The sequence below is a fragment of the Paenibacillus naphthalenovorans genome (assembly GCF_001465255.1).
In the GTDB taxonomy this organism is placed as follows: Bacteria; Bacillota; Bacilli; order Paenibacillales; family NBRC-103111; genus Paenibacillus_G; species Paenibacillus_G naphthalenovorans.
This window is the reverse complement of sequence record NZ_CP013652.1, coordinates 4200036-4225073: the sequence shown is the minus strand read 5'-3', so window position 1 is coordinate 4225073 and position 25038 is coordinate 4200036. Positions and strand designations below refer to the sequence as shown.

Sequence of the window (25038 nt, the reverse complement as noted above, 5' to 3'; positions counted from 1 at the left end):
GAAGCTTGGCCATTAGAACGGAAGAGCTGCTATTGAATGTAGGACCGCAGCACCCGAGTACACATGGAGTATTTCGGATTATCGTCAAGTTGGACGGAGAAATCATTACGGAGGCCATACCGGTCATGGGATACCTTCACCGGGGTACGGAGAAGCTGGCTGAGAACCTGACGTATACTCAGATCATTCCGTACACGGACCGAATGGACTATGTATCGGCGATGACGAACAATTATGTGCTTGTCCATGCCGTAGAGCAGCTGATGCAGCTGGAAATTCCGGAACGCGCCGAATTTTTGCGTTTGATCGTCATGGAGCTTCAAAGGATTGCCAGCCATATGGTGTGGTGGGGCACGTATTTACTTGATATTGGAGCCATGAGTCCGTTTTTGTATGCGTTCCGCGACCGTGAAATCATTATCAATCTGTTCAACGAGCTGTGCGGAGCGCGCCTGACCTACAATTACATGCGGGTCGGCGGTGTGAAGTGGGACGCACCCGAGGGCTGGATCGAGAAGGTTCGCGATTTTGTTCCCTATATGAGAGAAAAGCTTGATGAATATCATGAGCTGGTCAGCGGTAATGAAATCTTTCTGGCCAGGATCAAAGGTATCGGAAAGTATGATGCCGAAACAGCTATCGCTTACGGTTTGAGCGGAGCAAACCTGCGTTGTACAGGGGTTGACTGGGATCTGAGGAAGGCTCAGCCTTACAGCTTGTACAACCGTTTTGAATTTGACGTTCCGGTGAGCCATAACGGGGATTGCTACGACCGGTACTTGCTGCGGTTGGAAGAAGTTCGTCAATCTTTGCGTATTCTGGAGCAGGCCGTAGAACAGTTTCCGGCCGAAGGAGAAATTATGGGTAAGGTGCCGCGGGTCATACGTCCTCCAGAAGGTGAGATTTATGCCGCTATCGAATCGCCGCGCGGCGAAATCGGGTGCCATATTATATCCAAAGGCAAGGATAAGCCTTACCGGTTGAAATTCCGCAGGCCATCATTTGTCAATCTGCAAATTTTGCCTAAGCTGTTGGTTGGCGAAACCATGACGAACTTGATTACGATTCTTGGAGGCATCGATATTGTTGTCGGGGAGGTGGACTGCTGATGCCCGAATTATTACAGCAGCAGTTGACTTGGGCGAATGCAGCGATCATGTTCGCTTGGGCCGTCGTCATCCTAATGGTCGTCCTGGGGTTTGTCACTTATGCGATATATTTTGAACGGAAGGTTATCGGCTGGATGCAGCTGCGGATCGGCCCGAACCGCACAGGCCCTCTTGGCTTGCTGCAGAGTGTAGCCGACGTGCTGAAGCTGCTCCTGAAAGAGGATACCATTCCTAAAAAAGCCGAGCGCGAACTCTTTATTCTCGCTCCGGTCATCACGTTTATTCCTGCGTTTATGGTTGTTGCGGTTATACCGTTTACCGAACGATGGATCAGTACGGATATAAATGTAGGCGTGCTTTTTTATGTCGCTTTATCGGGAATTTCCACCATCGGCATCGTGCTGGGAGGCTGGGCATCGAACAATAAATATGCGCTGCTTGGTGGCATGCGCTCTGCGGCGCAAATGATCAGCTACGAAATTCCGCTGGTCATCTCTATTGTAGGCGTCGTCATGATGACCGGCAGCATGAATCTGAACCGGATCGTCGAGGGCCAAGCAGGCGGGTTCTGGCAGTGGAACTTCCTGCCCCAAATCATAGGGTTTGCCGTATTTGTCGTCGCGGCGATCTCCGAGCTCAACCGGACGCCTTTCGACTTGCCTGAGGCGGAATCCGAGCTGGTTGCAGGGTATCACGTGGAATACAGCGGCTTTCGGTTTGCGTTCTTCATGCTTGCCGAATATGTATATGTATTTGCCATTGCCGGGCTGACGACAGCGCTTTTTCTGGGAGGATGGCAAGCTCCGCTCCCGTTTTTGGATTTTATCCCGGGTATCGTTTGGTTCCTGCTTAAGTTTTCGTTCATCGTTTTCGTGCTGTTTTGGCTCCGGGCTACGCTGCCGCGGGTTCGTGTAGATCAATTGATGGGCCTTGGCTGGAAGGTGCTGCTGCCGCTCGCGTTAGTGAACATTTTTGTAACGGCCATTTATATGGCCGTCGCCATGTAATTGCTGCCTGCTGCCGGATGCTGAATACGAAAGGGTGAATCGAGATGAAGGGCATCATAAAAGGGCTCGGCGTGACGTTAAAAGGCATGACCTCCAAAAAAGTAACTTATGCTTACCCCGACGTTCCGCTGGAAATGCCGGACCGGTTTAGAGGAATCCAGCATTTTGACCCGGAGAAGTGTATCGTATGCAATCAATGCGCACGCATTTGTCCCACCGAATGCATTAATTTGGTAGGCAAGCCGAACCCGGACCCTGAGAAAAAGGGAAAGGTCATTGATACGTACGACATCAATTTTGAAATTTGTATCTTGTGCGATTTGTGTACCGAGGTATGCCCGACAGAAGCTATCGTGATGACGAACAACTTCGAGCTGAGTACCTACAGCCGGGACGATTTGTTCAAAAATTTGGAGTGGCTGAACGAAAATAACACCAACGTGCGTAAAGAGAACAATTCGGCGCTTCCGAAAGGCGGGGCGAAGTAAAATGTTCGGAAACATAGCGAATTTTTTATCCAGCGGAGAGAACATTGCGTTCTTTATATGCGCACTGTTTGCCATCGGCGGCGCCATCTTCATGCTCAGCTTCACTAAAGTGGTGCATATGGTGTTGTCGATGGCGCTGACCTTCCTCAGCCTCGCGGGACTTTACTTCGTACTCGAAGCGGAGTTTGTCGGTGTGGTGCAAATCTTGATTTATGCCGGTGCCATTTCGATACTGATGATCTTTGGCATCATGATGACCAAGCATAGGGAAGACGAGGAAGAACCGAAGCGGCCGTGGCACAATGGGCTGCTTCTGGTGGGTGCGGCCGGGCTGTTCGGCATCATATTTTATGCGATACAGCAGTCGCAGATTCCCATCGGCGAGTTTTCTTCCGTACAAGACAATACGATGGAGATCGGGAAGCTATTGTTTACATCGCATGTGATCCCGTTCGAGCTGATGTCGGTGCTGCTCACCGTCGCTTTCATCGGCGCCATCATTATTGCTAAGAGAGAGGAGGATTGATGGCATGGGAGCAAGCGGTTTGGCAACGCCTTATTTGACGTTAGCGGCGATTTTGTTCTGTATCGGGCTATATGGCGCGCTGTCGAAAAAGAATGCGGTCATTGTGCTGCTTTCCGTAGAACTGATGCTTAATGCGGTCAATTTGAATCTTGTTGCTTTTTCAAAGCTCGGTGTGAAGCCCGGCTTGACGGGGCAAATATTCTCTCTGTTCAACATCACGGTTGCTGCAGCGGAAGTGGCTGTCGGTATTGCGATTCTTATTGCGTGGTATCGTAACAAAGGGACAACGGATGTCGGCGAGATGGATTCGATGAAGCGATAAGATGGCTTGAGCCGCAGTTGTTTGCCGTACTTGCGGCAGCCTCGCGGCCGAAGCGAACGCTTAGAGGAGGACTTAAGCTCATGGTATCGGCATACTCGCAATACGCCTGGCTGATCCCGTTGTTTCCCTTGCTGTCGTTTCTGATTTTAACGGCGGCAGGACGCTCCTTGCGGGATGCAGGCGCTTATATCAGTATTGTAGCCGGGTTCGCATCGTTTGTTTTAGCGGTTCTCGTTTTTTGGGAGCGCATCGGCGGACAGGTAGAAAATTTCACGTGGAACAATTGGGAGTGGGTCAAACTCGGCGACGTGTCGCTGAAGATGGGCTTTGAGGTGACCAACCTGAATGCCCTGATGCTGGTGATCGTCACATTGGTGAGCCTGCTCGTCAACATTTACTCCAAAGGCTATATGCATGACGACGAACGGATCAATGTGTTTTTTGCATACATAGCGCTGTTTACTTTCTCCATGCTCGGACTGGTCATTTCTGAGAATTTGGTGCAGCTCTACATCTTTTGGGAGCTGGTCGGCGTCTGTTCATTCCTGCTCGTCGGTTTCTGGTACTTCAAACCGGAAGCGAGAGCTGCCGCGAAGAAGGCGTTTATCGTTACCCGGATCGGCGATGTGGGACTGTTTATCGGGATCCTTCTGCTGTTTTGGTTCATGCCGAACAACGCGCTCGATTTCACTTCCATTAGCAACGCTTTTGAGAGCGGCCAAATTCCGGATCATATCGCAACATGGGTAGCGATTTTGATCTTCATCGGGGCGATTGGGAAATCCGGTCAATTTCCGCTGCACACATGGCTTCCGGATGCCATGGAAGGCCCGACGCCGATCAGTGCTTTGATTCATGCCGCTACGATGGTAGCCGCCGGTGTTTATCTTGTGGCGCGGACATTTGATATTTTTACGGCTTCGGCAACGGCGTTAACCGTGGTTGCAGCCGTTGGAGCCTTTACGGCAATCTTTGCCGCCACGATCGGTACGGCACAAAACGATATCAAGCGTATTCTGGCCTACTCGACGGTAAGCCAGCTCGGTTATATGATGATGGCGCTCGGCATCGGTACGGCCGCGGCTTATACGGCAGGGATTTTTCATTTGTTTACCCATGCGTTCTTCAAGGCTTTGCTGTTCCTTGGAGCCGGCAGCGTCATCCATGCGGTCCATACGCAAAATATTCATGAAATGGGCGGCGTCGGCCGCAAAATGAAAGTCACCGCGTGGACATTTGCTATCGGCGCCTTGGCCTTAAGCGGAATCGCCCCGCTCTCCGGCTTCTGGTCGAAGGATGCCATTCTCACGGAAGCCTATCTTACCGGGCATTACGGTCTGCTTACGGTGGGGCTGATCGCGGCGTTTTTCACCGCATTTTATATGTCGCGTTTATTCTTCCTGGTGTTCATGGGCAAGCCTCGTCAGGACCAGCACGGCGTGCATGAATCACCTGCATCCATGACGTTCCCCTTATGGGTGTTGGCAGTGCTTGCTGTGGCGGCCGGGTTTGTGTTTACACCGTTCAATCCATGGCTCGGCGGCTGGTTGACGGGACATGGGCCGGAAGAGCATGTTTCCGTGTTCGTCATCCTCATGTCGAATGTGGTTGGGCTGCTCGGCATCGGTCTTGGATATCTGGTTTACATGAAACGCACCATCCCGGCAGATGCGGTTTCATCCAGGGCTCCTTGGCTGTACGCTCTTTTGAACCGGAAGTTCTACATCGACGAGCTGTATCAAGCCGTTGTCGTTCGTCCTTTGCAAGGCCTCGGTCAACTGTTGCATTTGTTCGACATTTATGTGGTTGACGGTGCGGTTCGTTTGTCCAGCTATGCAGTGAACGGGCTCGGACGTCTCGGTTCCCGTATGCAGAACGGACAGGTACAGTCCTACGGTTTGGTTACGCTGATCGGGTTGATCATCATCATGCTGGCCATAGCCGGAAGGAGGTTCCTCGATGCCGGATAACTTTCCGATCCTATCATTCATAGCTTTTTCACCGCTTATCGGTGTGCTGATTCTGATGTTCCTGCCCAAAACGCAGGGCGGATGGATCAAGACGACAGCGATTGTGGTTACACTCATTCCGCTGCTGCTGTCCGGTTGGCTGTACTCTCTATTTAATCCGGGTCTGGAGGGCATGCAGTTTAAAGAAGAGCTCCCCTGGATTCATGTGCCCTTGAATAAGGAAACGCAGGGGCTCAGCCAATTGACCTCGTTCTTCTTCGAGTTCAACTATGCGATGGCGGTGGATGGCATTTCGCTCCCACTGGTGTTCCTAACGGCGCTGGTAGCCACCATGGCTGCACTCGCTTCGGTCAACATTAAGAAACGGTGGAAATCGTATTTCATCTTGTTCTTATTGCTGGAAACCGGTATGCTGGGCGTGTTTATGTCCCAAGATCTGTTTTTGTTCTTTGTATTCTTTGAGCTGACGCTGATTCCGATGTTCTTTCTGGTGGGCATCTGGGGGTTCAAGGATCGGGAGCGCGCGGCGAACAAATTCCTGATTTATAACGGAATCGGCTCGGCGATTATGCTGATTGCTTTCTTGATCCTGGTCAGCACGGCAGGCTTCAGTCAGACCGTTCACGATAACGGTGTATCGATCCATTACTCCGGCAGTTTGAACGTCATTATGGAGAACTTGTTCCAGAACGCGGATGCGTACGTGAACCAAGGGGATCTGGAAGGCAATCCGTTCTTCTTGAGCGAAACGATGAAATGGTCGCTGTTCCTCATGCTGCTTGTTGCCTTCGGCATTAAGCTGCCTGTATTCCCGTTCCATACTTGGATGCTTAAGGTGCACACCGAAGCGCCGCCCGCCGTGGTTATGATCCACTCCGGCATCCTGTTGAAAATGGGCGCATACGGCTTGATCCGCTTTGGCGTTCTGCTGTTTCCCCAGCAAGCGATGCAGTGGGCCACCGTGCTTGCCATGTTGGGTGTCATCAACATTTTGTACGGGGCGGTTCTTGCTTTTGTACAGCGGGAGTTCAGATTGGTTCTCGCCTATTCCAGTATAAGCCACATGGGAATTGTACTTTTGGGGATTGCGGCGTTCAATACGATCGGCCTGCAGGGCGCGGTTTTCCAACTCATCTCCCACGGTTTGATTTCCGCACTGATGTTCCTGATCGTGGGCAGCATTTACGAGCGGACACACACCACCCGGCTTGATGAGCTTGGGGGCTTGGCCAAATCCGTGCCATTCATTTCGGGCATACTGCTTGTAGCCGGGATGGCGTCTTTGGGATTGCCAGGCTTGTCCGGATTTATCAGCGAGTTTCTGGCGTTCTTGGGGCTGTTCGAAACGCAAAAAATCATGACGGCGATTGGAGCTCTTGGCATTATTCTGACGGCAGTCTATGTACTGCGAGGGGTGCTTGCCATCACTTACGGACCGTTTGGAAGCGAACTGCCTCAGATGCGGGATGCGCGGCTGATTGAGGCGATACCGATGATTACGCTGGTTGCCTTCATCGTAGTGCTCGGGATCTATCCAAGCATATTAAGCGATCCGCTGCATCAAACCGTCAGCAGTTTCAATCAATTCATTCACAGCGTAGCGAAGATGGGGGGTTAGACCGGTGGAACAGATACGTCTTCAAGCCAGCGATTTGATCCTGCTGGCCCCGGAGCTCACGCTAGTCATCGCTGCTGTCGTACTGTCGCTTATCGATTTGTTTCTTCCGAACAAAGCGAGCCGCACGTGGCTCGGTTGGCTGTCGCTTGCCAGCATCGTGATATCCGCTGTCTTTGTCGTTTCTTACCTGAACCCGGCAGAGCCAAAGCAGCTGCTGCAGTTCAGCTACCGGATCGACGATTTTGCAAATATCATCAAGCTGGTGCTGCTAACGGGCGCGGGGCTCATCACCTTCATGAGCATCGGCTCGGTGAAGGAAGAAAACATTCCTCACATCGGGGAGTTTTATTACCTGCTGCTGCCTGCCACGCTCGGCGGGATGATTATGGCCTCTTCCGGCGATCTGATTACGCTATTCGTCGGTCTGGAGCTGCTTAGCATTACCTCCTACATTTTGGTGGCCATGAACAAAAAGAATGTGCAGTCCAACGAAGGAGCTTTTAAGTACCTTGTGCTCGGAAGCATCTCTTCGGCCGTCATCCTGTACGGGATGTCGTTTCTTTACGGGATGTCGGGATCCACGACAGTAAGTGAAATCAACGCTGCCCTGGGACAGAGCACACAGGGAATGCTCCCCCTGATTTACTTGAGCTTCTTCCTTCTTGTGGCGGGCTTTGGCTTCAAGGTAGCGGCGGCTCCGTTTCATATGTGGTCGCCGGATGTATATCAAGGCGCATCTACACCAGTTACCGCGTTTCTTGCGGTCGTGTCCAAAGCGGCGGCATTTGCCATCCTGTTTCGTTTGATGTACAACATCTATATGGTCGGGGACTTGATGAGCTTGCCGATTCATCAGGATATCATGACAACTTTAATGGCGGTTGCTGCGACGGCGATGGTTGTCGGTAACTTCGTCGCTTTGAGGCAGACGCATATGAAACGGCTCATGGCTTACTCCGGAATTGCCAATGCGGGTTATTTGCTGGTTCCCATTGCGATTCAGTTCTCGATGATGCAGTATTCGAACTTTGCCCAGTTTACGTATTACTTGATTGCGTACTTGTTCATGAACATCGGTATTTTCGCGGTGCTGATGATCATCGAGCGCTCTACGGGCGATGAAGCCCTGAAAGGTCTCGCGGGATTATACTACAGGGCTCCGGGTACGGCGGTTGCCGCGGTGCTTCTGGTACTGTCCTTGGCGGGCTTACCCGTGACCGGGGGTTTCTTCGGGAAGCTGTATATTCTGCTTGCAACCATTTGGACGCAGCATTATTGGCTGGCTGCGGTGATGATCGGAACGAGCATCGTAGCGTATTACTTCTATTTCGGATTCATCCGGCAGATGTTCATGCGCAGCGATTATGAAGCCCGGGAAGTTCATGTGTCGCTGCCGCTGGGCATCACGATGTGGCTGTGTGCCGGGGTAAGCGTTCTGATCGGTCTGTTCCCTCAATGGGTTATAGGCTATATTGAACGCATTTTCTCGCTAACACAGGATCTGTTTATGTTTTATTAATTGAAGTTTTGTTCTTCGTCAAAGCTCGGTTCTTCCTTTATGGGAGGACCGAGCTTTTTGTGGTTTGTCTGATTCGTGAATGTTCCAAACAGGATTTGAATTTCAGTTGCAGGGAATGCGCTTAAAGCTTAGAATGAAATAATGGAGTACGGCATACGAAATCAAAAGAAGGATTTTAAATGCGGATGAATCATATGACTTATAAACATATATTTTTTGTAACATGCCTCGGCCTTGCTTTTGTTCTGGCATGCTCGGGGACTACATATGCTGCGCAAGTGGATGATCCGTTTTATGTACGGCAGACGTACTTGCAGCAAATCGGAATGAATCAAGCGTGGGAAGCGGCGAAGGGGAACAGCGGCCTGACCATAGCGATTGTGGATACGGGAGTTGACTTGGAGCATCCCGATTTAAAACCGAATCTGGTTCCCGGGATCAATCTGATCAACCCAAAGGAGCCTCCGATGGATGACAACGGACACGGTACGAATGTTGCCGGAATTATTGCTGCTGTCGGCAACAATGACCGCGGGATTGCAGGGATGCTTTGGAATGCCCGCATTATGCCCATCAAGGCGCTGGAAGCGGACGGGTCCGGCGGCGAGACAAAGCTCGGCGAAGGGATACGTTATGCCGTTGATCACGGAGCCAAAATCGTGGTGCTTTCGCTTGGATTGAATAAATATTCGGCTTACATGAGCGATATCGTTCGTTATGCCGAAGAGCGGAATGTGCTGCTGGTTGCAGCTACAGGCAACGAAGGAAACCGGGTTAAATATCCGGCTGCCTACCCGACGGTTCTTGCTGTAGGCGGCGTTTCGCCTAATGGAGAAGTTGACCGGAAATCCAACACCGGCCCCGAGGTCGATGTAGTAGCGCCTTGGGACGTGTTTACGACGGGACTTGGGGGTACATATGAACCGAAGGACGGCACCTCCATGGCTGCGCCGCAGGTGGCCGCGGCGGCGGCACTGGTCTGGTCGCAGCATCCGGAGATGAAGCCTTATCAGATCCGCCAGTGGATTCGGCAAACCGCCCAGGATTTGGGGCCGAAGGGGTGGGATCCGGCTGCGGGATACGGACTGCTTCGAGTGGACCGGCTACTGACCGAACCTTATAGGAGCGATATGTACGAGCCCAATGACCGGAAGGACCAAGCGGCGGCATTATCGATCAGCAAGAAAGTGTCGGCTTCCTTCACCGGCGGGACGGATTCCGACTGGTTCTATATCGAGGCCCCTTATGACGGAACCGTGAATCTGACCTTTGACATGGACAGCAGGTACGGGGTGAGTGTGCAGCATACGGACGTTACCGGAGTGCTCGCCAGCAAATCGGTGCGAGGAGGCCAGACGGTTTCCTTCCCGGTTTCAAAAGGACGGGGATTTTACCGACTGCAGTTGAGCGATCGTAACCTTACAGAGGAGATCCCTTATCAATTGACGACTTCGTTTGATATTTACCGTGATCCTTATGAGGACAACGATCTTCAGTATAAAGCTTACGTACTGCCTTCGCGCAGTTTAACGATCAAAGGAACGCTTCATCAAAACGAAGATGTCGATTGGTTTGAATTTCCTGTTCCGCATTCCGGCTCGCTGCGCATCCAATTGTCAACAGATACGGCCCGAATGGACCCCGTGCTGTTAGTTCAGAAGCAGGGAGAGAAATCGATCACGATCGATAAGGCGGATGACGGCGGGACGGAAGTTTACTATCTGCCCGAAGTGTTTCCCGGCAGCTATTACATCCGGATATCCAATGTAAAAGAATACGTCAACCCTGTAGTAGGGGAGTACACTCTTTCCATCGAATACGATGCGAAACTGAACGATCCTAACGAGCCGAACAATCGTTCTTACCAAGCGACGACGGTATCGCTGGAAACGCCATATACCGGCCTGCTCGACAAGCCCGATGACATCGATTGGTTCCAATTCCGCATTGCGGAAGAAAGCTTGGTGCAGATCAGGCTTAGTGACATTCCTGCATCTGTGACCATATATATGGAATTGTATGACGGATCGATGAAAATGATGGCGGGCTCCATGAATAACGCTTCAACGTCAATACAGGAGCTCTCAGGACGCTTTGTACCCGGATCGTATTACCTGAAGCTCAAATCCAACAAGACGTTTACGAATCAGATGTACCAGCTTCAGGTGAATGCCAAACCGCTTACCGGCGGTTATGTGGATATTCGGGGCCATTGGGCGCAAAACGCGATCACAGGCTTAACTGCAAAGCAGGTCGTTGACGGTTATGGCGATTATACGTTCCAGCCCAATCGTGCGATTACCAGGGCGGAAGTAACGGCCGTACTGGCGCGCGCTTTCCAATTAGCCAGGGAGGGAACGAGTGTGTTCTCTGATTTGCCGGCGACGCACTGGGCCTACTCGTATATTGCAAAAGCGTATGAGGCAGGGATGATCGACGGGTATCCGGACCGAACTTTTGCACCTGACCAGCCCGTGACCCGGATGGAAATGACGGCTATGCTGGCCCGCAGTATGAATATGATCGGGAAGTTTAGGGGGTTGTCGCCGTTTGTTGATGTGGATGAGCGCTATTGGGGCAACGGGATTCTTAAACAGATGAAAGCGGAAGGATTGATCAGCGGGTATGCTGACGGGACTTTCAGGCCGGATCAGCAGGCGACGCGAGCCGAGTTTATTCAGCTTTTATACGATGTATTGAATAGATAACACCAAGCTAAGTCAGTTTTGGATAAAAAGATCGATTAACGATGCAAAAACGTGGGTAAAAATGCATGACGGGCCTCCTGTGCCGAATCTTTAACGGTTCAAGCACATGAAAGCTTCGTCGGAAATAAGGAGCAGCTTCAGTTATGGACTATTTAAATCAAATGAACGCTACTATGGGGTTGAAGGGCTTGCTGAATATCGTGGTAGTCCTGGTATTCATCGCGGTTTCCTGGTGGGCGTTGCAGGAATTGAAGCTGGAGAGCATCTTTAAACGGCCGAAAACCGCGCAGGCCAAACTGCTGCAAATCCTGCTCTCTGTCGCTCTTGGATATCAAATTGCCCGGTTCATTATCGACTACTTGGAATGGTCGACTTGGTTTTCGGGGATGTTCTGAAATCACTTTTTTTCCGAATAACCAAGGAGAATCTTGTCAACAATGGATAGTACAACCGCTGTAAATTCGAACAACGCCACGAATACTATTTTGATTGGCGGAATCAACGACAATGAACAAAGAGAAACACGCGGAGGGGGATCATGATGAACAAAATTATCGTCCGCGGCGGCAAGAGGCTATCTGGCAGAGTTAAACTACACGGCGCCAAAAATGCCGTACTGCCGATTATCGCAGCCTCTATACTGGGTTCGGAAGGAGAGAGCGTTATTCACGACGCGCCTCCCTTGGACGACGTCCATGTCATCAACAAAGTTCTTGAAAGTCTGGGAATTGAAGTTGAGTATACAAATGAAACGATTCGCGTCAATGCCAGCCGCATTAATACATGTGAAGCCTCCTACGAACTGGTCCGCAAAATGCGGGCATCTTTTCTCGTCATGGGACCTTTGCTGACCCGGATGGGGCAGGCCCGTATATCGCTACCGGGCGGCTGCGCGATCGGTACAAGGCCGATCGATCAGCATTTAAAAGGCTTTGAAGCTATGGGAGCCGAAATCGAGCTGGGCCAAGGCTACATTGAAGCTCGGGTGAGCGGCAGGCTGAAGGGCGCGAAGGTGTATTTGGACGTAGCTAGCGTAGGCGCTACGGAGAATATTATGATGGCTGCTACGCTTGCCGATGGCACGACGCTGATAGAGAATGCCGCCAAGGAACCGGAGATTGTGGATTTAGCCAACTATTTGAACGCGATGGGCGCGAAAATTCGCGGCGCAGGGACTGGAATCATTCGCGTCGACGGTGTGGATCGGCTGAAGGGAGCCGTTCATACCGTGATTCCGGACCGCATTGAAGCAGGTACATATATGATTGCCGCAGCGATCACCAATAGTGACCTGTATATTGAGGGAGCGATCGGCGACCATTTGCGTCCGGTCATTTCCAAAATGCAGGAGATGGGTGTACAAATCATGGAGGACGAGAACGGCATCCGGGTGTATACCGACCGTCCGCTCCGTGCGGTTGACGTCAAAACCTTGCCGTACCCGGGCTTCCCTACCGACATGCAGTCTCAAATGATGGCGCTGCTGCTGACGGCGGACGGAACCAGTTTGGTGACCGAAACCATATTTGAGAACCGGTTCATGCATGTAGAAGAAATGGTGCGCATGAATGCGCAAATCAAGGTAGAAGGACGAACCGCTGTGATCAGCGGAGGCGCCCGCCTTAAAGGGGCGAAGGTATGCGCAACGGATCTCCGTGCGGGTGCCGCGCTGATCTTGACTGCATTAGTCGCAGAGGGAGAGACCGAAATAACCGGTCTTCACCATATCGATCGAGGCTATGTGGACATTGCCGAGAAGCTCAGCCGTCTTGGGGCCGATATCAAGCGGGTGCCCATCGAGGTCGTAGAAACCGAAGCTGTGGGGGAATCAATTCCACTCTTCGCTGTACAACCAAGCATGGCATAAGGAATGCAAGAGAACCGACTCTTCCGGAATCGTGAAGGAAAATCGGTTCTCTTTCTTTTTGTTCTATTCTATCTTTTGTTTTCATAAGATGATGTTACCTGCAGCCGCAATTAGCGAGATTCGGATGCGGAGGACAGAAAGATGGAGGAGCAGCATGAAGTACAAGCAGCCTAATCGGCCACAGAAATCGTGGATTCGCTGGTTCGCCGTATGGTTGGCGAGCTTCACGGCAGTCGTTGTGCTGATGCCTGCGCTGCTCGTTAGAACCGTTCCCGGAAGCGCGCCGGTGCCGGATGCAGTGAATATAAAAGACAGTATGGAGGTCTCCCGTCAGGGAGAACCGCCCTGGATCCCCGTTTACTTAGCCAAGGAAAAAAGAACAGAGCTGGTGAGCCTGGAGCAATATGTACGGGGCGTGGTCGCCGCCGAAATGCCGATGGAGTTTGAGCTCGAGGCGCTCAAGGCTCAGGCCATGGCGGCGCGTACCTATATCCTGCGTCGACTCTTGGACGGCGATCAGAGCAGCGTACCGGTTCCCGAAGCTATGGTCACGGATACGACCGCACACCAGGTTTATGTGACGGATCAGGAACTAAAGCAGCGATGGGGCGAGGAAAACTATGTCTCTTATATGGAAAAGCTGAATCGTGCCGTAACGGAAACGAAAGATATCATTTTAACTTATCAGGGACAACCGATTGAAGCCAGTTTTTTCTCTACCAGCAACGGATATACGGAAAATTCGGAAGACTATTGGAACGTAGCGCTTCCTTATTTGCGAAGCGTAGCCAGTCCGTGGGATGCCAAGCTGTCCCCCAGGTATAAAGAGACGATTACCCTAACGGGAAAAGAATTTCAGCGCATGCTGGGACTTTCTTCGGCTATACCGGTTACGTCGGGCAATACATCCTCGATAAAGGTGATCGAGCGAAGCGCCGGGAACCGGATCAAGAAGCTTTCTATCAATGGAAAGCTGTTTACGGGCCGGGAGGTCCGGGAGAAGCTCGGGTTGAATTCCAGCCAATTCCAATGGAAATATACGAACGGCAAGTGGGAGATTACCACTTTCGGTTATGGGCACGGAGTCGGGATGAGTCAGTGGGGGGCCAACGGCATGGCCAAGGAATCACGGAAAGCGGAGGAAATCGTTAAGTATTATTATACGGGCATAGAGCTTGGGAAAGCTTCGAATCTACTGAAAGGAAAAAGTTTCTAATAAAATAGGTTTTCCTGCGTATAAATCTCGCGAATCTGGCAAGAATGGTTAGCGAGGTGATATACATATGAGTGAACATAAAAGAGATTTGCCAAAACAAGAAGATGCTCCTAAATCTATCGAAGGAGCGCAAAAAAGCACATCTTCATCCTGGAAAAGATTGCTCGCCAAAAAGTGGGTATTTCCGGCAATGTACATGGCAGCAGCGGCAATCATTCTAACCGTCATGTGGGTGTACCAAGGAGCGGGGACGTTGACGTCTGACAAAACCGGCCCCGACACTACCCAGTCCGGTACCGTCACAGACAGCGTTACAGGCCAGGACGCCGTAGCCACCAATGCCAATCAGGAAACGATGCAATGGCCGTTTAAAGACAAGAACGAGTTGGACGTCGTCCTCCATTTCTTTGACAACAAGGCTGCGAACGATGTAAGGCAAGCGGCCATGGTAGAGTATGGCGATACGTTCACGCCGCACATCGGAATGGATTTTGCCAGACCGGACAATCAAACGTTTGACGTTATGGCTGTTATGAGCGGCAAGGTTACCACCGTACAGAAGGATCCAATTGTAGGCCATCTCATTGAAATCTCGCACAGCAACGGTCTCGTTTCCGTCTACCAAAGCTTGTCCGAAGTGAATGTGGCCAAGGACGCGGAAGTGAAAAAGGGCGATGTGATCGCTAAAGCGGGCCGCAATGAGCTGGAGAAAGAACAAGGCGTACACCTTCATTTTGAATTGCGCCAAGGCCAGGGAGGCCCGGCCGTTAATCCGGAAAACTATATTACAGAGCAATAAGAGTTCGCTTAAGTCGCTCTAAGGCAGGGGGAAATGATCTCTCCTGCCTTTTTTGCGGCTCAACTGCCGCTTGTCCATTTTAAAACAAGGACTTGTCCTTGAAAATAAATGTGTTCTCCGGGCTTGTCAGGCCTGTGAAACAAAGAATATAAGTGCACACCCCTCATATAATGTACCAAACTAACTCGAGTAGGGAGGCGAGGGGAGTGCACGATTACATCAAAGAGCGAACCATAAAGATTGGCCGCTGCCTTGTAGAAACCAAGCATACGGTTCGCACCATTGCTAAAGAATTCGGCGTTTCCAAGAGTACGGTGCACAAGGACTTAACGGAGCGCTTGCCGGAGATCAATCCAGAGCTGGCCAACCAGGTGAAGCACATATTGGAGTACCACAAATCGATTCGTCACCTGCGCGGTGGGGAAGCGACCAAGATCAAGTACCGCAAAACCCGCAGCCCGAAGGCGCAAGAGAAGCTGGTCACCGTAAAATGAAGCGATTATTGTCGAAAAATCACGGACAAAAAGAGGAATTTTCAAATTCATGGCGAAATTACCTAAGTAACGTATATTATAGGAGTGCCGCTTCTTCAATGAGATGGACGGTTGGCTAGGGAGGATTATTGGATGTTAAGCAAGGATATCGGCATAGATCTAGGGACTGCGAACGTCCTGATTCATGTGAAAGGGCGGGGCGTAGTCCTGGATGAGCCGTCCGTCGTTGCCATCGAAAGCGAAACGAAGCGGGTGCTGGCCGTGGGTGAGGAAGCACGCCGCATGGTAGGAAGGACACCCGGCAATATCATTGCCATTCGCCCGCTTAGAGAAGGCGTTATCGCCGACTTTGAAATTACTGAAATGATGCTCAAATATTTCATAAATAAAGTTGGAGGCAGGAAATGGTACAGTCATCCCCGCATCCTGATTTGTGCTCCGACCAACATTACCTCCGTGGAGCAAAAGGCGATTCGGGAAGCAGCCGAAAGAAGCGGAGCGCGGGAAGTGTTCTTGGAAGAGGAACCCAAGGCAGCAGCGATCGGTGCCGGTATGGATATATTTCAGCCGAGCGGAAACATGGTGGTGGATATCGGCGGAGGGACGACAGACGTAGCTGTTTTGTCGATGGGTGACGTCGTCACCTCCTCTTCCATTAAAATTGCCGGGGACAAGTTTGACTCCTCCATTATGAAGTATATCAAGAGCAAATATAAGCTTTTAATCGGTGAACGGACAAGCGAGGACATCAAGATCCGTATTGGAACGGTACATCCCGACGGACAGAAAGAAACGATGGATATCCGCGGCAGAGATATGGTGAGCGGATTGCCGCAGACGATTACGATCAACTCGCAAGAAATTCAAGAAGCGCTTTGGGAGCCGGTATCTTCCATTGTAGCGGCGGCCAAGAGCGTGCTGGAACGAACGCCTCCGGAACTTTCGGCGGATATTATCGATCGCGGCGTCATTCTGACGGGCGGCGGCGCGATGCTGCACGGAATCGATCAACTGCTGGCCGAGGAGCTTAAAGTGCCTGTCTTGATTGCTGAAGATCCGATGCATTGCGTGGTCAAGGGTACCGGCATTATGTTGGACAACCTGGATAAGGTATCTAAAAGAAAATTTAAGTAATTCAGATCATACAGGAGGCAAAGGATCCATGTTAAGAGGCTTGTACACCGCCGCATCCGGCATGATTGCCCAGCAGCGTAAACACGATATTGTTACTAATAACATCGCCAATATCAATACGCCGGGCTTCAAGGGAGGCAACGGGATTAACCGTTCATTTCCTGAAATTTTGATCTCACGGGTGCGAAATGGCAAGGACGAGCCCGGTTCGGTTTCCTTGGGGCGGCTAAATACCGGCGTTCTCGCGGAGGAGAATGTGTCTCTTCACGCACAAGGCGACCTTCAAGAAACGAACAATCCTTTTGACTTTGCTTTAGTTTCGAACATTCAGGTGCCCGGCGCCGTTTTTGACAGCTCAGGCAAATATGTGGACGCGAACGGCCAGCGTGTCATTCAGCCGCAGGCGTTTTTTACTATTTTGAATGCTGCAGGCGAGGAACGCTATACTTTGAACGGCAAGTTTTCTTTGGATGCGAATGGCCAATTGATCGATGGCGACGGCCATCAAGTGCTGGGGCGTGATGGACAACCTATCGTTCTGGTAGAACCGGGAACGGGAGCTCCGATTACGAATTTCCGCATTACGCGGACCGGACAGTTTATCAATGCGGAGGGTCAGCCATTGCTTGGCGCAAACGGCGAGCCGATGGCTCTGATGATTACCCGGGTGGAGGACCCGAATCAGCTGATTCGCGAAGGGAACGGTTTATACCGTTTGAATGCATTGGATCAGGGGGCTTTTCGTCCGATTAATGCAGATGATCAGGTGGAAGTGCGTCAAGGCTACATCGAGCGCTCCAATGTCGATGCAGGCCAATCCATGGTCGATATGATGGCTGCTCTGCGGGCCTATGAAGCGAATCAGAAGATGATTCAGTTTTACGATAAAAGCATGGAAAAGGCCGTCAACGAAGTTGGACGAGTTTAGGAGGTAGGACATGAACAACTCCATGATTACATCGTCGGTATCGATGCACGCGCTGCAGCAGAAGCTTGATTTGGCAGCCAACAATATCGCTAACGTGAATACGACCGGATACAAACGGCGTGAAGCCTCCTTTCAAGACGTGCTTACCAGCGTAAAGCAGCAGCCGCAAGGCTTCCAAAGGGAAGGGCGGCTTACACCGCTTGGATACAATCAAGGCTGGGGCGCCAAGCTGTTTGCGGCACAACTGAACCTTGCTCAGGGCTCACTCCAGGCTACGGATAGTCCATTGGATATGGCTATTGAAGGCAGCGGATTGTTCGAGATATCCACCGTTGTTTTGGATGCCGATAATAATCCGGTGCAAGCCACAAGGTGGACCCGCAATGGATCCTTTCAGTTGTCTCCTTCGGCGGATCCGCTGGACCCGGATAACATGCTCTTGACTACGAAAGACGGCCATTATGTGATGGGAACCGATGATAATCCGATACGCATACCGATCAACCATCGAATCCAAATCAGTCCTGACGGAGTGATCATGGCTTATAACGAGACGGAACCAGGAGCAGCTCCGATCGAGGTTGGACAGATCAAATTGGTGCGTGCCGTTCGTCCCCAACTATTGCAGCAGCTGGGAGATAATCTTTACAGTCTGCCGGGGAATATAACGCCGGCTCAGCAAGAGGAGATTCTTCAAACCGTTACCGCTGCGAATAATGAGGTTGATCCGATTACGGTTCGCCAAGGCTTCCTGGAACAATCCAACGTCAATTTATCCGATGAGATGACGGAACTGATCTCGATACAGAGAGCGTTTCAATTGAATTCCCGGGCAATCAGCTCATCCGATCAAATGATGAATTTGGCTAACAGTTTGCGTGGCTAGCGGCAATGTGTAAAGTGAGGTTGGTAACTTGAGCAAACCCCGGAAAGAGGCGTCTGAAGGATCGAAACAGCGGAATAAAGCGTTCCGTCGGATGATCAGGTGGACGTGGTTCCCTCTTGCATGCGCGGCAGCGCTTTTTATAGGCCTTACGATTGGATATGTATATGTCGGCAAGCAGAGCTTCTATGAAATGTTCGACGTCCATACTTGGCGTCACATATTCGATCTTATATATTCCGATTCCTGAACTCCCCTAAGAGGGAGTTTTATTTTTATTCTCATAACGGTATAATGTAAGGATGGGAACGGATGTAGAAAGAATGGATAACGAACAGTGCCGGCCTGGCCTGACGATCTGGAGGGGGAAAACCAGTTGTTGTGGAACTTGCCCAATATCCTAACGCTATGCCGGTTTGTACTGATTCCGGTTTACTTGATTGTGTTTGGGGCTGGTTACATAAAGTTAGCCTTTTTTGTACTTTTGCTTGCCGGACTGACCGACGTGCTGGATGGTTATATTGCGCGTAAGCGCAAGCTTGTTACGCCGTTGGGCAGCATGTTGGACCCGCTTGCGGATAAATTGATGATGATCACCGTCTTTTTGTCATTGGTGTTTTCCCAAATGATTTCATGGCAGGCCGCGATGGCCATGTTTTTAAGAGATGCGGGGATGATTATTGGTTCGGCATTCTTCCATTTTCGGGGAAAAAAGACGGTCCCTGCCAATGTTTTAGGCAAGCTGACCACTGTGTTATATTACGTAGCCATTTTATTTATCGTTTTCCAGCTCCCCTACGCCCATGCTTACCTATGGTTTGTGATTATCGTTTCTTTCGTGACAACGGTTATTTATATTCTACAGTTTTATGTGCTGAATCAACGAAGTCTGAATGCCGATTAACTTTTAAAAAAAGAGCTTATGTCAAGGCCTGCCGTCTGCGGCAATCCTGCACATAAGCTCCCTTATATCAACCTTCATTACTGCAGATCATGAAGGGACATTGTTAGTATCAGTTAATAAGATCGAACTTATACCATGTGAAAGGAGCAACAACCTTGTTAGATGCTGTACAAATTCAAGAAATCATTCCTCACCGGTATCCGTTCTTCCTGGTGGACCGAATTTTGGAAGTGGAAGCCGGCGTAAAAGCCACGGGCATCAAAAACGTAACGATGAACGAACCCTTTTTTCAGGGACATTTTCCAGGGTATCCCGTTATGCCGGGAGTGTTGATTGTGGAGGCCTTGGCTCAGGTTGGCTGCGTCGCCATGCTGATGGTGGAGTCCAATCGCGGAAAGCTTGGCTTTTTTGCGGGAATTGATAATTTCCGGTTCCGCGGTCAGGTGGTTCCCGGCGATACGTTAACCTTGGAAGTGGAAATTACCCGCTTGAAAGGAAGCATCGGCAAGGGACAGGCAACAGCCAAAGTCGGGGATAAGGTGGTGGCCGAAGGAGAATTGATGTTTGCTCTGAAGGATAGAGAATAAGACCGATCATATTTCACATTCATACATAAAAATTAGGGTGGAGGAGACGGAATAATGAATTCTCAAACGCGAGTGCAAGAGCAATATGAACTTTGGTTAAAGGATGAAGCTATCGACGCAGCGACGAAAGAAGAACTTCGTTCGATTTCGGGAGACCCTAAAGAAGTGGAAGACCGGTTTTACCGTGACCTGGAATTCGGTACCGGCGGACTGCGGGGGGTAATCGGAGCCGGAACCAACCGTATGAACGTTTATACGGTGGCAAGGGCCACACAAGGGCTGGCCCGGTTTCTGCTGAAATCCGGTAAAAAAACGCCATCCGTCGTCATTGCCTACGATTCACGGAATCAATCTCCCGAATTCGCGCTTGAAACGGCTAAGGTGCTTGCCGGGAACGGAATCAAGGCCTACCTGTTCGAGTCACTTCGTACTACGCCGGAGCTCTCGTTTGCCGTACGTTATTTGAATGCCGATGCGGGGGTAGTCATTACGGCCAGTCATAATCCGCCTGAATATAACGGATATAAAGTGTATGGAAGCGATGGAGGGCAGCTTGTTCCGGATCAGGCGAAACAGGTCATAGCCGAAATTCGCAGTGTAGAGTCGTTTGCCGATGTCAAGAGAAGCTCGCGGGCGGATGCGGAGAAAGCCGGGCTGCTGGAATGGATTGGGGAAGCGGTGGATGAAGAATACATTCGTGCCGTTACCGCTGTGAGTCTTAATTCCGAGCTGGTGCGTGAGATGAGCGATGATTTCCGTATCGTCTATACACCGCTGCATGGTGCCGGGAATTTGGCTGTACGCGCCGCACTTGGTGCGATAGGATTCGAACAAGTCCATGTGGTGGCGGAGCAAGAAAAGCCGGACGCGAATTTTTCTACTGTGAAGTCGCCGAACCCGGAGGAACGGGAGGCCTTCGCACTGGCGATCGCCGAAGGAAAGAAGATTGACGCTGACATTCTGATCGGGACAGACCCGGACTGCGATCGGATGGGTGCAGTGGTGAAGGATGCGAATGGAGAATATTTCGTTCTTAGCGGTAACCAATCGGGTGCGATTATGATTGATTACTTGTTGGGCCGTTTGCAGGAGCGGGGTGAGCTGCCGGCCAATGGCGTGGTTGTCAAAACCATTGTTACAAGCGAGATGGGCGCAGTCATTGCGGAGCATTACGGAGCGAAGGTACTTAATACGCTGACCGGCTTTAAATATATCGGGGAAAAAATAACGCAGTTCGAACAAAGCGGAGAGGCCGAGTTTTTGTTTGGCTATGAGGAGAGCTACGGCTATTTGGCAGGCACCTACGCTCGCGATAAGGACGCCGTTGTCGCATCTATGCTAATCTGTGAAGCTGCGGCATATTACAAGAGCAAAGGCAAGACGCTCTACGATGTGCTTCAGGAATTGTACGAGCGGCATGGTTATTTTTTGGAAAGGCTGGAATCGCGTACGCTCAAGGGCAAGGACGGCGTCGAGAAGATTCAGGGGATCATGGAAGATTGGCGGAGACAGCCGCCTGTTGAATTAAATGGGCTTCAAGTGACTAAGGTGGAGGATTTCTTTCAGGGTTTATATGGACTTCCGGTAGAGAATGTACTCAAATTCACCTTGGAGGACGACTCGTGGTTCTGCTTGCGCCCTTCGGGCACGGAGCCTAAGATCAAGGTTTACTTCGCTGTTCGCGGCAGCTCTGCACAGGCCGCATCGGATGCGATCGACAAGCTTGTTCAGACTGTCATGTCCCGCGTTGACCATCACTAACATTGGGAGCTGACAGCATTGAAGGCAAGGTACATGAAGTGGAATCAATTAGCGCGCAAAGGATTGTGGTGGCTGGTCATTCTCGGAGTGCTGGCCTCCATTCCCATAGCGTATGAACGTTACCAAACTGAGCAGCAGTCCGGGCGTAAGGTCGAGTTTGTCATGGATTATCGCGATTTGCTCGAAATTTCGGATATGCAGACGAATCCGCGTAAATTCGTGAGTGACCAGCTTGTCAAGCTGAAGCAGCATGGCGTGGGCAGTATGGCTGTATACGAGGCGACATTAAATGAGCTGAAGCTCAGTCGCCGTATCGAGGTGTTTTCGTCCCGCGACGCGTCTGTGCTTATGCAAGTTCCGTTCTCCCCGGGCGAGAACTTCACGTATGTTTTGTTCACGGAGACCGATTCGCAGCCTCAACTTCAGCCGCTCATCGAGCGGACATTCCATGATTTGGGTGTTAGAACCAGATCTTGGAGCTTTAATCATCAGCCTGGCATGATCATTGAAATGGCGATGGACGAGGCGATGCTCAAAACGATGGATCCCGATCCTATCACGCTTCAAATGTTGAAGGATGAGGGTTTCTCGATTGTCGTCCGCATGTCGAACCGCCGCCCGTTTAATACGAACCAGATGGACGCATTGCTTGCACAGCTGAGAAAGCTCGGCGTCAAGAGATTCATCGTGGATGGGGAAACCGTGCCTGGATTCGTTAGCGAGAAGGATACGACCAATCTGGACAAAATGGGCGAGCTGATGCGCAAGCATCGTATAGGCCTTGCGGTTATCGAGCTGCAAAAGACGGAGCAAAAGGGCTTTGCCGGCTTGGCCAAACGAATCCATCATAATGTGGTAAGGCTCCATTCCTTTACGGAGACCGATGCCCAGAAGCTGACGGAGAATTTGTCTGAAGAGGAGCTGAAGGGACGTATACAGGGCGTATCGGACCGTTTTGTTCTGGCGGTGAAAGACCGCAACATTCGGATGGTGTTCCTGAATGCCCGAGCAGTCAAAAACCTCGATAAAGGGCAAATTCTGCATCCGCTTGATGCGATTTATGCCGCTTTGGATGGTCCGGATGGCGCAATTCCGCGCATCCAAGCCTCAGGCTACTCGATGGGACAGGCGGAAGCCTTCCAGTATGTATACTCCAGCTGGCAAAATATCGCAAAGGTTCTGGTATGGGCCGGTGCTGTTGCGTTGATTGCGCTCACGATCGCTTATTTCGTGCCTGAGCTGGCCTTGGCGTTGTTTCTGCTCGGTATGTTGGGCTCTGCGGGATTGCTCGTGCTCAACACCAGCCTGTTCGCGCAAGCTTTGGCGCTGGGCGCGGGTACCTGCGCTCCGACACTGGCGATTATGATGGCCATTCGTACCTGCCGGGAAAAATGGGACCGACCGGAAGGGTCCAGAATCGGATTCGCCCTGCTGCTGCTGCTCCGAACCACATTGGTGTCGGCCATCGGCATTCTCTTTATTGTAAGCTTGCTGAATCAAATCACCTATATGCTGGTGCTGCAGCAATTCCGTGGTGTCAGCGTGCTGCATTTGGCTCCGATCGCTTTGGCAGGCCTATATTGGCTGCTGTTTAGCGAGAGAATGACATACAAAGAGCGTGTCCTTCGCGGGCGTCAGATCCTTACTTCCAATATCAGCGTGCTGTGGGTTATTGCTGCCGTGATTATCGCGGCAGCAGGCTTCTATTATTTGTCCCGGACGGGGAATGAAGGACAGGCCTCCTCGCTGGAGAGATATTTCCGATCCTTCTTGGAAAATACACTCGGGGTTCGCCCGCGGACAAAGGAATTCCTGATTTCACACCCGATTTTCATACTCGGGGCTTACCTCAGCTATAAATACCGGAGTGCGCTGCTGTTGATTCTTGCCGGGGTAATCGGTCAAGCTTCCGTGGTCGATACGTTCGCTCACCTGCATACGCCGCTGATGATTTCATCCATTCGCGTCGTCTACGGGCTTGCTTTCGGAACCTTGATCGGAATTGGTTTCATTGCAGTATGGGAAATTGTAGTAAGGAGTTGGCGGCGATGGGCACCTCGGTTAAACGCATAGCGATATCAGGTTATTACGGTTTCAACAATAGCGGTGACGAGGCAGTTCTTCAATCCATTCTGCTGGCTCTACAGGAACAAGGAGAACGACAGGGCGTAACATTCGTCCCTGTCGTTCTGTCCGTGAACCCGGCGGAAACGGCACGGACTTATGGAGTGGAAGCCGTCCACAGAATGAAGCCCATGGAGGTATGGCAGGCTTTACGGAATGCCGACGGACTGATCAGCGGCGGCGGAAGCTTGCTGCAGGATGAAACGAGTCCAAAGACGATCCCTTATTATATTGCTGTCATCCGTTTGGCGCAGTGGATGGGAAAGCCTGTATTTATTTACTCCCAGGGCATCGGTCCGGTACATCGCAGGTTATTTTTCGGATGGATTCGGTCTGCTTTTCAACGCAGTTCATTTATAACGGTAAGGGATGAGGAATCCAAAGCCTTGCTAGGGAAGATGGGGATATCACCATCGGAGGTGGAAGTGGTGCCGGACCCGGTAATGGGATTGCCTATGCGCGGACAACCGACACAAACTCCGAGCGGTGAAACGAAACCTGTAATTGGGGTTTCCGTCCGTTTTTGGAACGAGGACCGTTCTGAACTCAGGGCGGTGGCTGAATCTCTTCAGGTCGTTCTGGAAAAATCGGATGCGGTTATTCGATTTCTCCCGTTCCATCTGCCGTCGGACGAGAAGGCATCTTTGTATGTGATGGAACAGATGGGGGAAATCTACAAAGAGCGGCTTTCATTAGCGCGGGAGGTAACTCATCCTCAGGATATGCTGGCGGAGGTGGCAGCCTGTCAGGTGCTTCTAGGCATGCGCCTACACTCCTTAATCTATGCGGCAAGCCAATACGTCCCCATGGTCGGGCTCTCTTATGATCCGAAAATTGATCAGTTTTTGAACCGGCTAGGCATGAAATCGGCCGGCACTACCAAACAGCCCCGATCGGAAGATCTGGCTCAAGAGACATTGGGAATGCTGGCAGACGGTGCTTCATGGAAGCGGGACAAGAGGCAGGCGATCGAACAGTTGAAGATTGAAGCAGGGCGTCCGGCTGAGCGTATCGCATCATTTTTTGCTAAAGGACGGGGGATGCAGTGAGTTTTCCCAAAGTATCCATTTTTGG

Annotated in this window: 23 protein-coding genes; all 23 read left to right on the top strand. The window is 51.1% G+C overall.

The window, feature by feature from the left end:
* Nucleotides 1-5: 5 nt before the first annotated feature.
* The 23 genes from IJ22_RS20660 (at nucleotide 6) to csaB (ending at nucleotide 25013) form a co-directional block, all read left to right on the top strand.
* On the top strand, nucleotides 6-1109 hold the full coding sequence (locus IJ22_RS20660) for an NADH-quinone oxidoreductase subunit D (protein ID WP_062410167.1): 1104 nt from the start codon (nucleotides 6-8) through the stop codon (nucleotides 1107-1109).
* Entirely contained in the window at nucleotides 1109-2116 is a 1008-nt protein-coding gene (gene nuoH / locus IJ22_RS20655) for an NADH-quinone oxidoreductase subunit NuoH (protein ID WP_062410166.1), read from the top strand. Before IJ22_RS20660 ends, nuoH begins: the two co-directional genes overlap by 1 nt.
* 44 nt (nucleotides 2117-2160) lie before the next feature.
* A complete protein-coding gene (nuoI, locus tag IJ22_RS20650; RefSeq protein ID WP_062410165.1) occupies nucleotides 2161-2604 on the top strand; it encodes an NADH-quinone oxidoreductase subunit NuoI in 444 nt (147 codons plus the stop codon).
* Nucleotide 2605: 1 nt separating this feature from the next.
* On the top strand, nucleotides 2606-3130 hold the full coding sequence (locus IJ22_RS20645) for an NADH-quinone oxidoreductase subunit J (protein ID WP_062410164.1): 525 nt from the start codon (nucleotides 2606-2608) through the stop codon (nucleotides 3128-3130).
* A 4-nt stretch (nucleotides 3131-3134) separates the two neighbouring features.
* Nucleotides 3135-3452 (top strand): NADH-quinone oxidoreductase subunit NuoK, encoded by a 318-nt coding sequence (gene nuoK, locus IJ22_RS20640; protein ID WP_054817693.1) that lies wholly within the window; start codon nucleotides 3135-3137, stop codon nucleotides 3450-3452.
* Nucleotides 3453-3532: 80 nt separating this feature from the next.
* A complete protein-coding gene (gene nuoL, locus IJ22_RS20635) occupies nucleotides 3533-5422 on the top strand; it encodes an NADH-quinone oxidoreductase subunit L (protein WP_062410163.1) in 1890 nt (629 codons plus the stop codon).
* Entirely contained in the window at nucleotides 5412-7040 is a 1629-nt protein-coding gene (locus IJ22_RS20630) for a complex I subunit 4 family protein (RefSeq protein WP_062410162.1), read from the top strand. Before nuoL ends, IJ22_RS20630 begins: the two co-directional genes overlap by 11 nt.
* 4 nt (nucleotides 7041-7044) lie before the next feature.
* A complete protein-coding gene (locus IJ22_RS20625; protein ID WP_062410161.1) occupies nucleotides 7045-8559 on the top strand; it encodes an NADH-quinone oxidoreductase subunit N in 1515 nt (504 codons plus the stop codon).
* A gap of 179 nt (nucleotides 8560-8738) precedes the next feature.
* A complete protein-coding gene (locus tag IJ22_RS20620) occupies nucleotides 8739-11267 on the top strand; it encodes a S8 family serine peptidase (protein WP_235594185.1) in 2529 nt (842 codons plus the stop codon).
* 143 nt (nucleotides 11268-11410) lie between these two features.
* On the top strand, nucleotides 11411-11662 hold the full coding sequence (locus IJ22_RS20615; RefSeq protein WP_062410160.1) for a DUF1146 family protein: 252 nt from the start codon (nucleotides 11411-11413) through the stop codon (nucleotides 11660-11662).
* A 146-nt stretch (nucleotides 11663-11808) separates the two neighbouring features.
* Nucleotides 11809-13134, top strand: a complete 1326-nt coding sequence (gene murA, locus IJ22_RS20610) for a UDP-N-acetylglucosamine 1-carboxyvinyltransferase (RefSeq protein ID WP_062411090.1) — start codon at nucleotides 11809-11811, stop codon at nucleotides 13132-13134.
* Nucleotides 13135-13288: 154 nt separating this feature from the next.
* On the top strand, nucleotides 13289-14350 hold the full coding sequence (gene spoIID / locus IJ22_RS20605) for a stage II sporulation protein D (protein ID WP_062410159.1): 1062 nt from the start codon (nucleotides 13289-13291) through the stop codon (nucleotides 14348-14350).
* 67 nt (nucleotides 14351-14417) lie between these two features.
* A complete protein-coding gene (locus IJ22_RS20600) occupies nucleotides 14418-15149 on the top strand; it encodes a M23 family metallopeptidase (RefSeq protein WP_054817691.1) in 732 nt (243 codons plus the stop codon).
* Nucleotides 15150-15355: 206 nt separating this feature from the next.
* Nucleotides 15356-15643 carry a sporulation transcriptional regulator SpoIIID gene (gene spoIIID / locus IJ22_RS20595; protein ID WP_036682840.1) on the top strand — a complete coding sequence of 96 codons (288 nt, stop codon included), beginning with the start codon at nucleotides 15356-15358 and terminating at the stop codon, nucleotides 15641-15643.
* Between the two features lie 132 nt (nucleotides 15644-15775).
* Nucleotides 15776-16777: a rod shape-determining protein gene (gene mreB, locus IJ22_RS20590; RefSeq protein WP_054817689.1), complete on the top strand. Its 1002-nt coding sequence runs from the start codon at nucleotides 15776-15778 to the stop codon at nucleotides 16775-16777.
* A 28-nt stretch (nucleotides 16778-16805) separates the two neighbouring features.
* On the top strand, nucleotides 16806-17705 hold the full coding sequence (locus IJ22_RS20585) for a flagellar hook-basal body protein (protein ID WP_062410158.1): 900 nt from the start codon (nucleotides 16806-16808) through the stop codon (nucleotides 17703-17705).
* A gap of 10 nt (nucleotides 17706-17715) precedes the next feature.
* On the top strand, nucleotides 17716-18591 hold the full coding sequence (locus IJ22_RS20580) for a flagellar hook-basal body protein (RefSeq protein WP_062410157.1): 876 nt from the start codon (nucleotides 17716-17718) through the stop codon (nucleotides 18589-18591).
* A 91-nt stretch (nucleotides 18592-18682) separates the two neighbouring features.
* On the top strand, nucleotides 18683-18838 hold the full coding sequence (locus IJ22_RS27245) for a DNA-directed RNA polymerase subunit beta (protein WP_367888801.1): 156 nt from the start codon (nucleotides 18683-18685) through the stop codon (nucleotides 18836-18838).
* Between the two features lie 129 nt (nucleotides 18839-18967).
* On the top strand, nucleotides 18968-19492 hold the full coding sequence (locus IJ22_RS20570) for a CDP-alcohol phosphatidyltransferase family protein (RefSeq protein WP_062411089.1): 525 nt from the start codon (nucleotides 18968-18970) through the stop codon (nucleotides 19490-19492).
* A 155-nt stretch (nucleotides 19493-19647) separates the two neighbouring features.
* The gene (gene fabZ / locus IJ22_RS20565; protein ID WP_062410156.1) at nucleotides 19648-20079 is read left to right on the top strand and encodes a 3-hydroxyacyl-ACP dehydratase FabZ; all 432 of its coding nucleotides are present in this window, start codon (nucleotides 19648-19650) and stop codon (nucleotides 20077-20079) included.
* 54 nt (nucleotides 20080-20133) lie between these two features.
* Entirely contained in the window at nucleotides 20134-21840 is a 1707-nt protein-coding gene (locus IJ22_RS20560; RefSeq protein ID WP_062410155.1) for a phospho-sugar mutase, read from the top strand.
* A gap of 33 nt (nucleotides 21841-21873) precedes the next feature.
* Entirely contained in the window at nucleotides 21874-23913 is a 2040-nt protein-coding gene (locus tag IJ22_RS20555) for a DUF5693 family protein (protein WP_235594184.1), read from the top strand.
* Nucleotides 23889-25013 (top strand): polysaccharide pyruvyl transferase CsaB, encoded by a 1125-nt coding sequence (gene csaB / locus IJ22_RS20550; protein ID WP_062410153.1) that lies wholly within the window; start codon nucleotides 23889-23891, stop codon nucleotides 25011-25013. The genes IJ22_RS20555 and csaB overlap by 25 nt, the downstream gene beginning before the upstream one ends.
* The last annotated feature ends 25 nt before the right edge of the window (nucleotides 25014-25038 follow it).

What these genes read in the sequence shown, in the direction of transcription:
- nuoH (WP_062410166.1), top strand. Translation starts at nt 1,109, where the DNA reads ATGCCCGAATTATTACAGCAGCAGTTGACTTGGGCGAATGCAGCGATC.
- nuoI (WP_062410165.1), top strand. Translation starts at nt 2,161, where the DNA reads ATGAAGGGCATCATAAAAGGGCTCGGCGTGACGTTAAAAGGCATGACC.
- IJ22_RS20645 (WP_062410164.1), top strand. Translation starts at nt 2,606, where the DNA reads ATGTTCGGAAACATAGCGAATTTTTTATCCAGCGGAGAGAACATTGCG.
- nuoK (WP_054817693.1), top strand. Translation starts at nt 3,135, where the DNA reads ATGGGAGCAAGCGGTTTGGCAACGCCTTATTTGACGTTAGCGGCGATT.
- nuoL (WP_062410163.1), top strand. Translation starts at nt 3,533, where the DNA reads ATGGTATCGGCATACTCGCAATACGCCTGGCTGATCCCGTTGTTTCCC.
- IJ22_RS20630 (WP_062410162.1), top strand. Translation starts at nt 5,412, where the DNA reads ATGCCGGATAACTTTCCGATCCTATCATTCATAGCTTTTTCACCGCTT.
- IJ22_RS20620 (WP_235594185.1), top strand. Translation starts at nt 8,739, where the DNA reads ATGCGGATGAATCATATGACTTATAAACATATATTTTTTGTAACATGC.
- IJ22_RS20615 (WP_062410160.1), top strand. Translation starts at nt 11,411, where the DNA reads ATGGACTATTTAAATCAAATGAACGCTACTATGGGGTTGAAGGGCTTG.
- murA (WP_062411090.1), top strand. Translation starts at nt 11,809, where the DNA reads ATGAACAAAATTATCGTCCGCGGCGGCAAGAGGCTATCTGGCAGAGTT.
- spoIID (WP_062410159.1), top strand. Translation starts at nt 13,289, where the DNA reads ATGAAGTACAAGCAGCCTAATCGGCCACAGAAATCGTGGATTCGCTGG.
- IJ22_RS20600 (WP_054817691.1), top strand. Translation starts at nt 14,418, where the DNA reads ATGAGTGAACATAAAAGAGATTTGCCAAAACAAGAAGATGCTCCTAAA.
- mreB (WP_054817689.1), top strand. Translation starts at nt 15,776, where the DNA reads ATGTTAAGCAAGGATATCGGCATAGATCTAGGGACTGCGAACGTCCTG.
- IJ22_RS20585 (WP_062410158.1), top strand. Translation starts at nt 16,806, where the DNA reads ATGTTAAGAGGCTTGTACACCGCCGCATCCGGCATGATTGCCCAGCAG.
- IJ22_RS20580 (WP_062410157.1), top strand. Translation starts at nt 17,716, where the DNA reads ATGAACAACTCCATGATTACATCGTCGGTATCGATGCACGCGCTGCAG.
- IJ22_RS27245 (WP_367888801.1), top strand. Translation starts at nt 18,683, where the DNA reads ATGATCAGGTGGACGTGGTTCCCTCTTGCATGCGCGGCAGCGCTTTTT.
- IJ22_RS20560 (WP_062410155.1), top strand. Translation starts at nt 20,134, where the DNA reads ATGAATTCTCAAACGCGAGTGCAAGAGCAATATGAACTTTGGTTAAAG.
- IJ22_RS20555 (WP_235594184.1), top strand. Translation starts at nt 21,874, where the DNA reads ATGAAGTGGAATCAATTAGCGCGCAAAGGATTGTGGTGGCTGGTCATT.
- csaB (WP_062410153.1), top strand. Translation starts at nt 23,889, where the DNA reads ATGGGCACCTCGGTTAAACGCATAGCGATATCAGGTTATTACGGTTTC.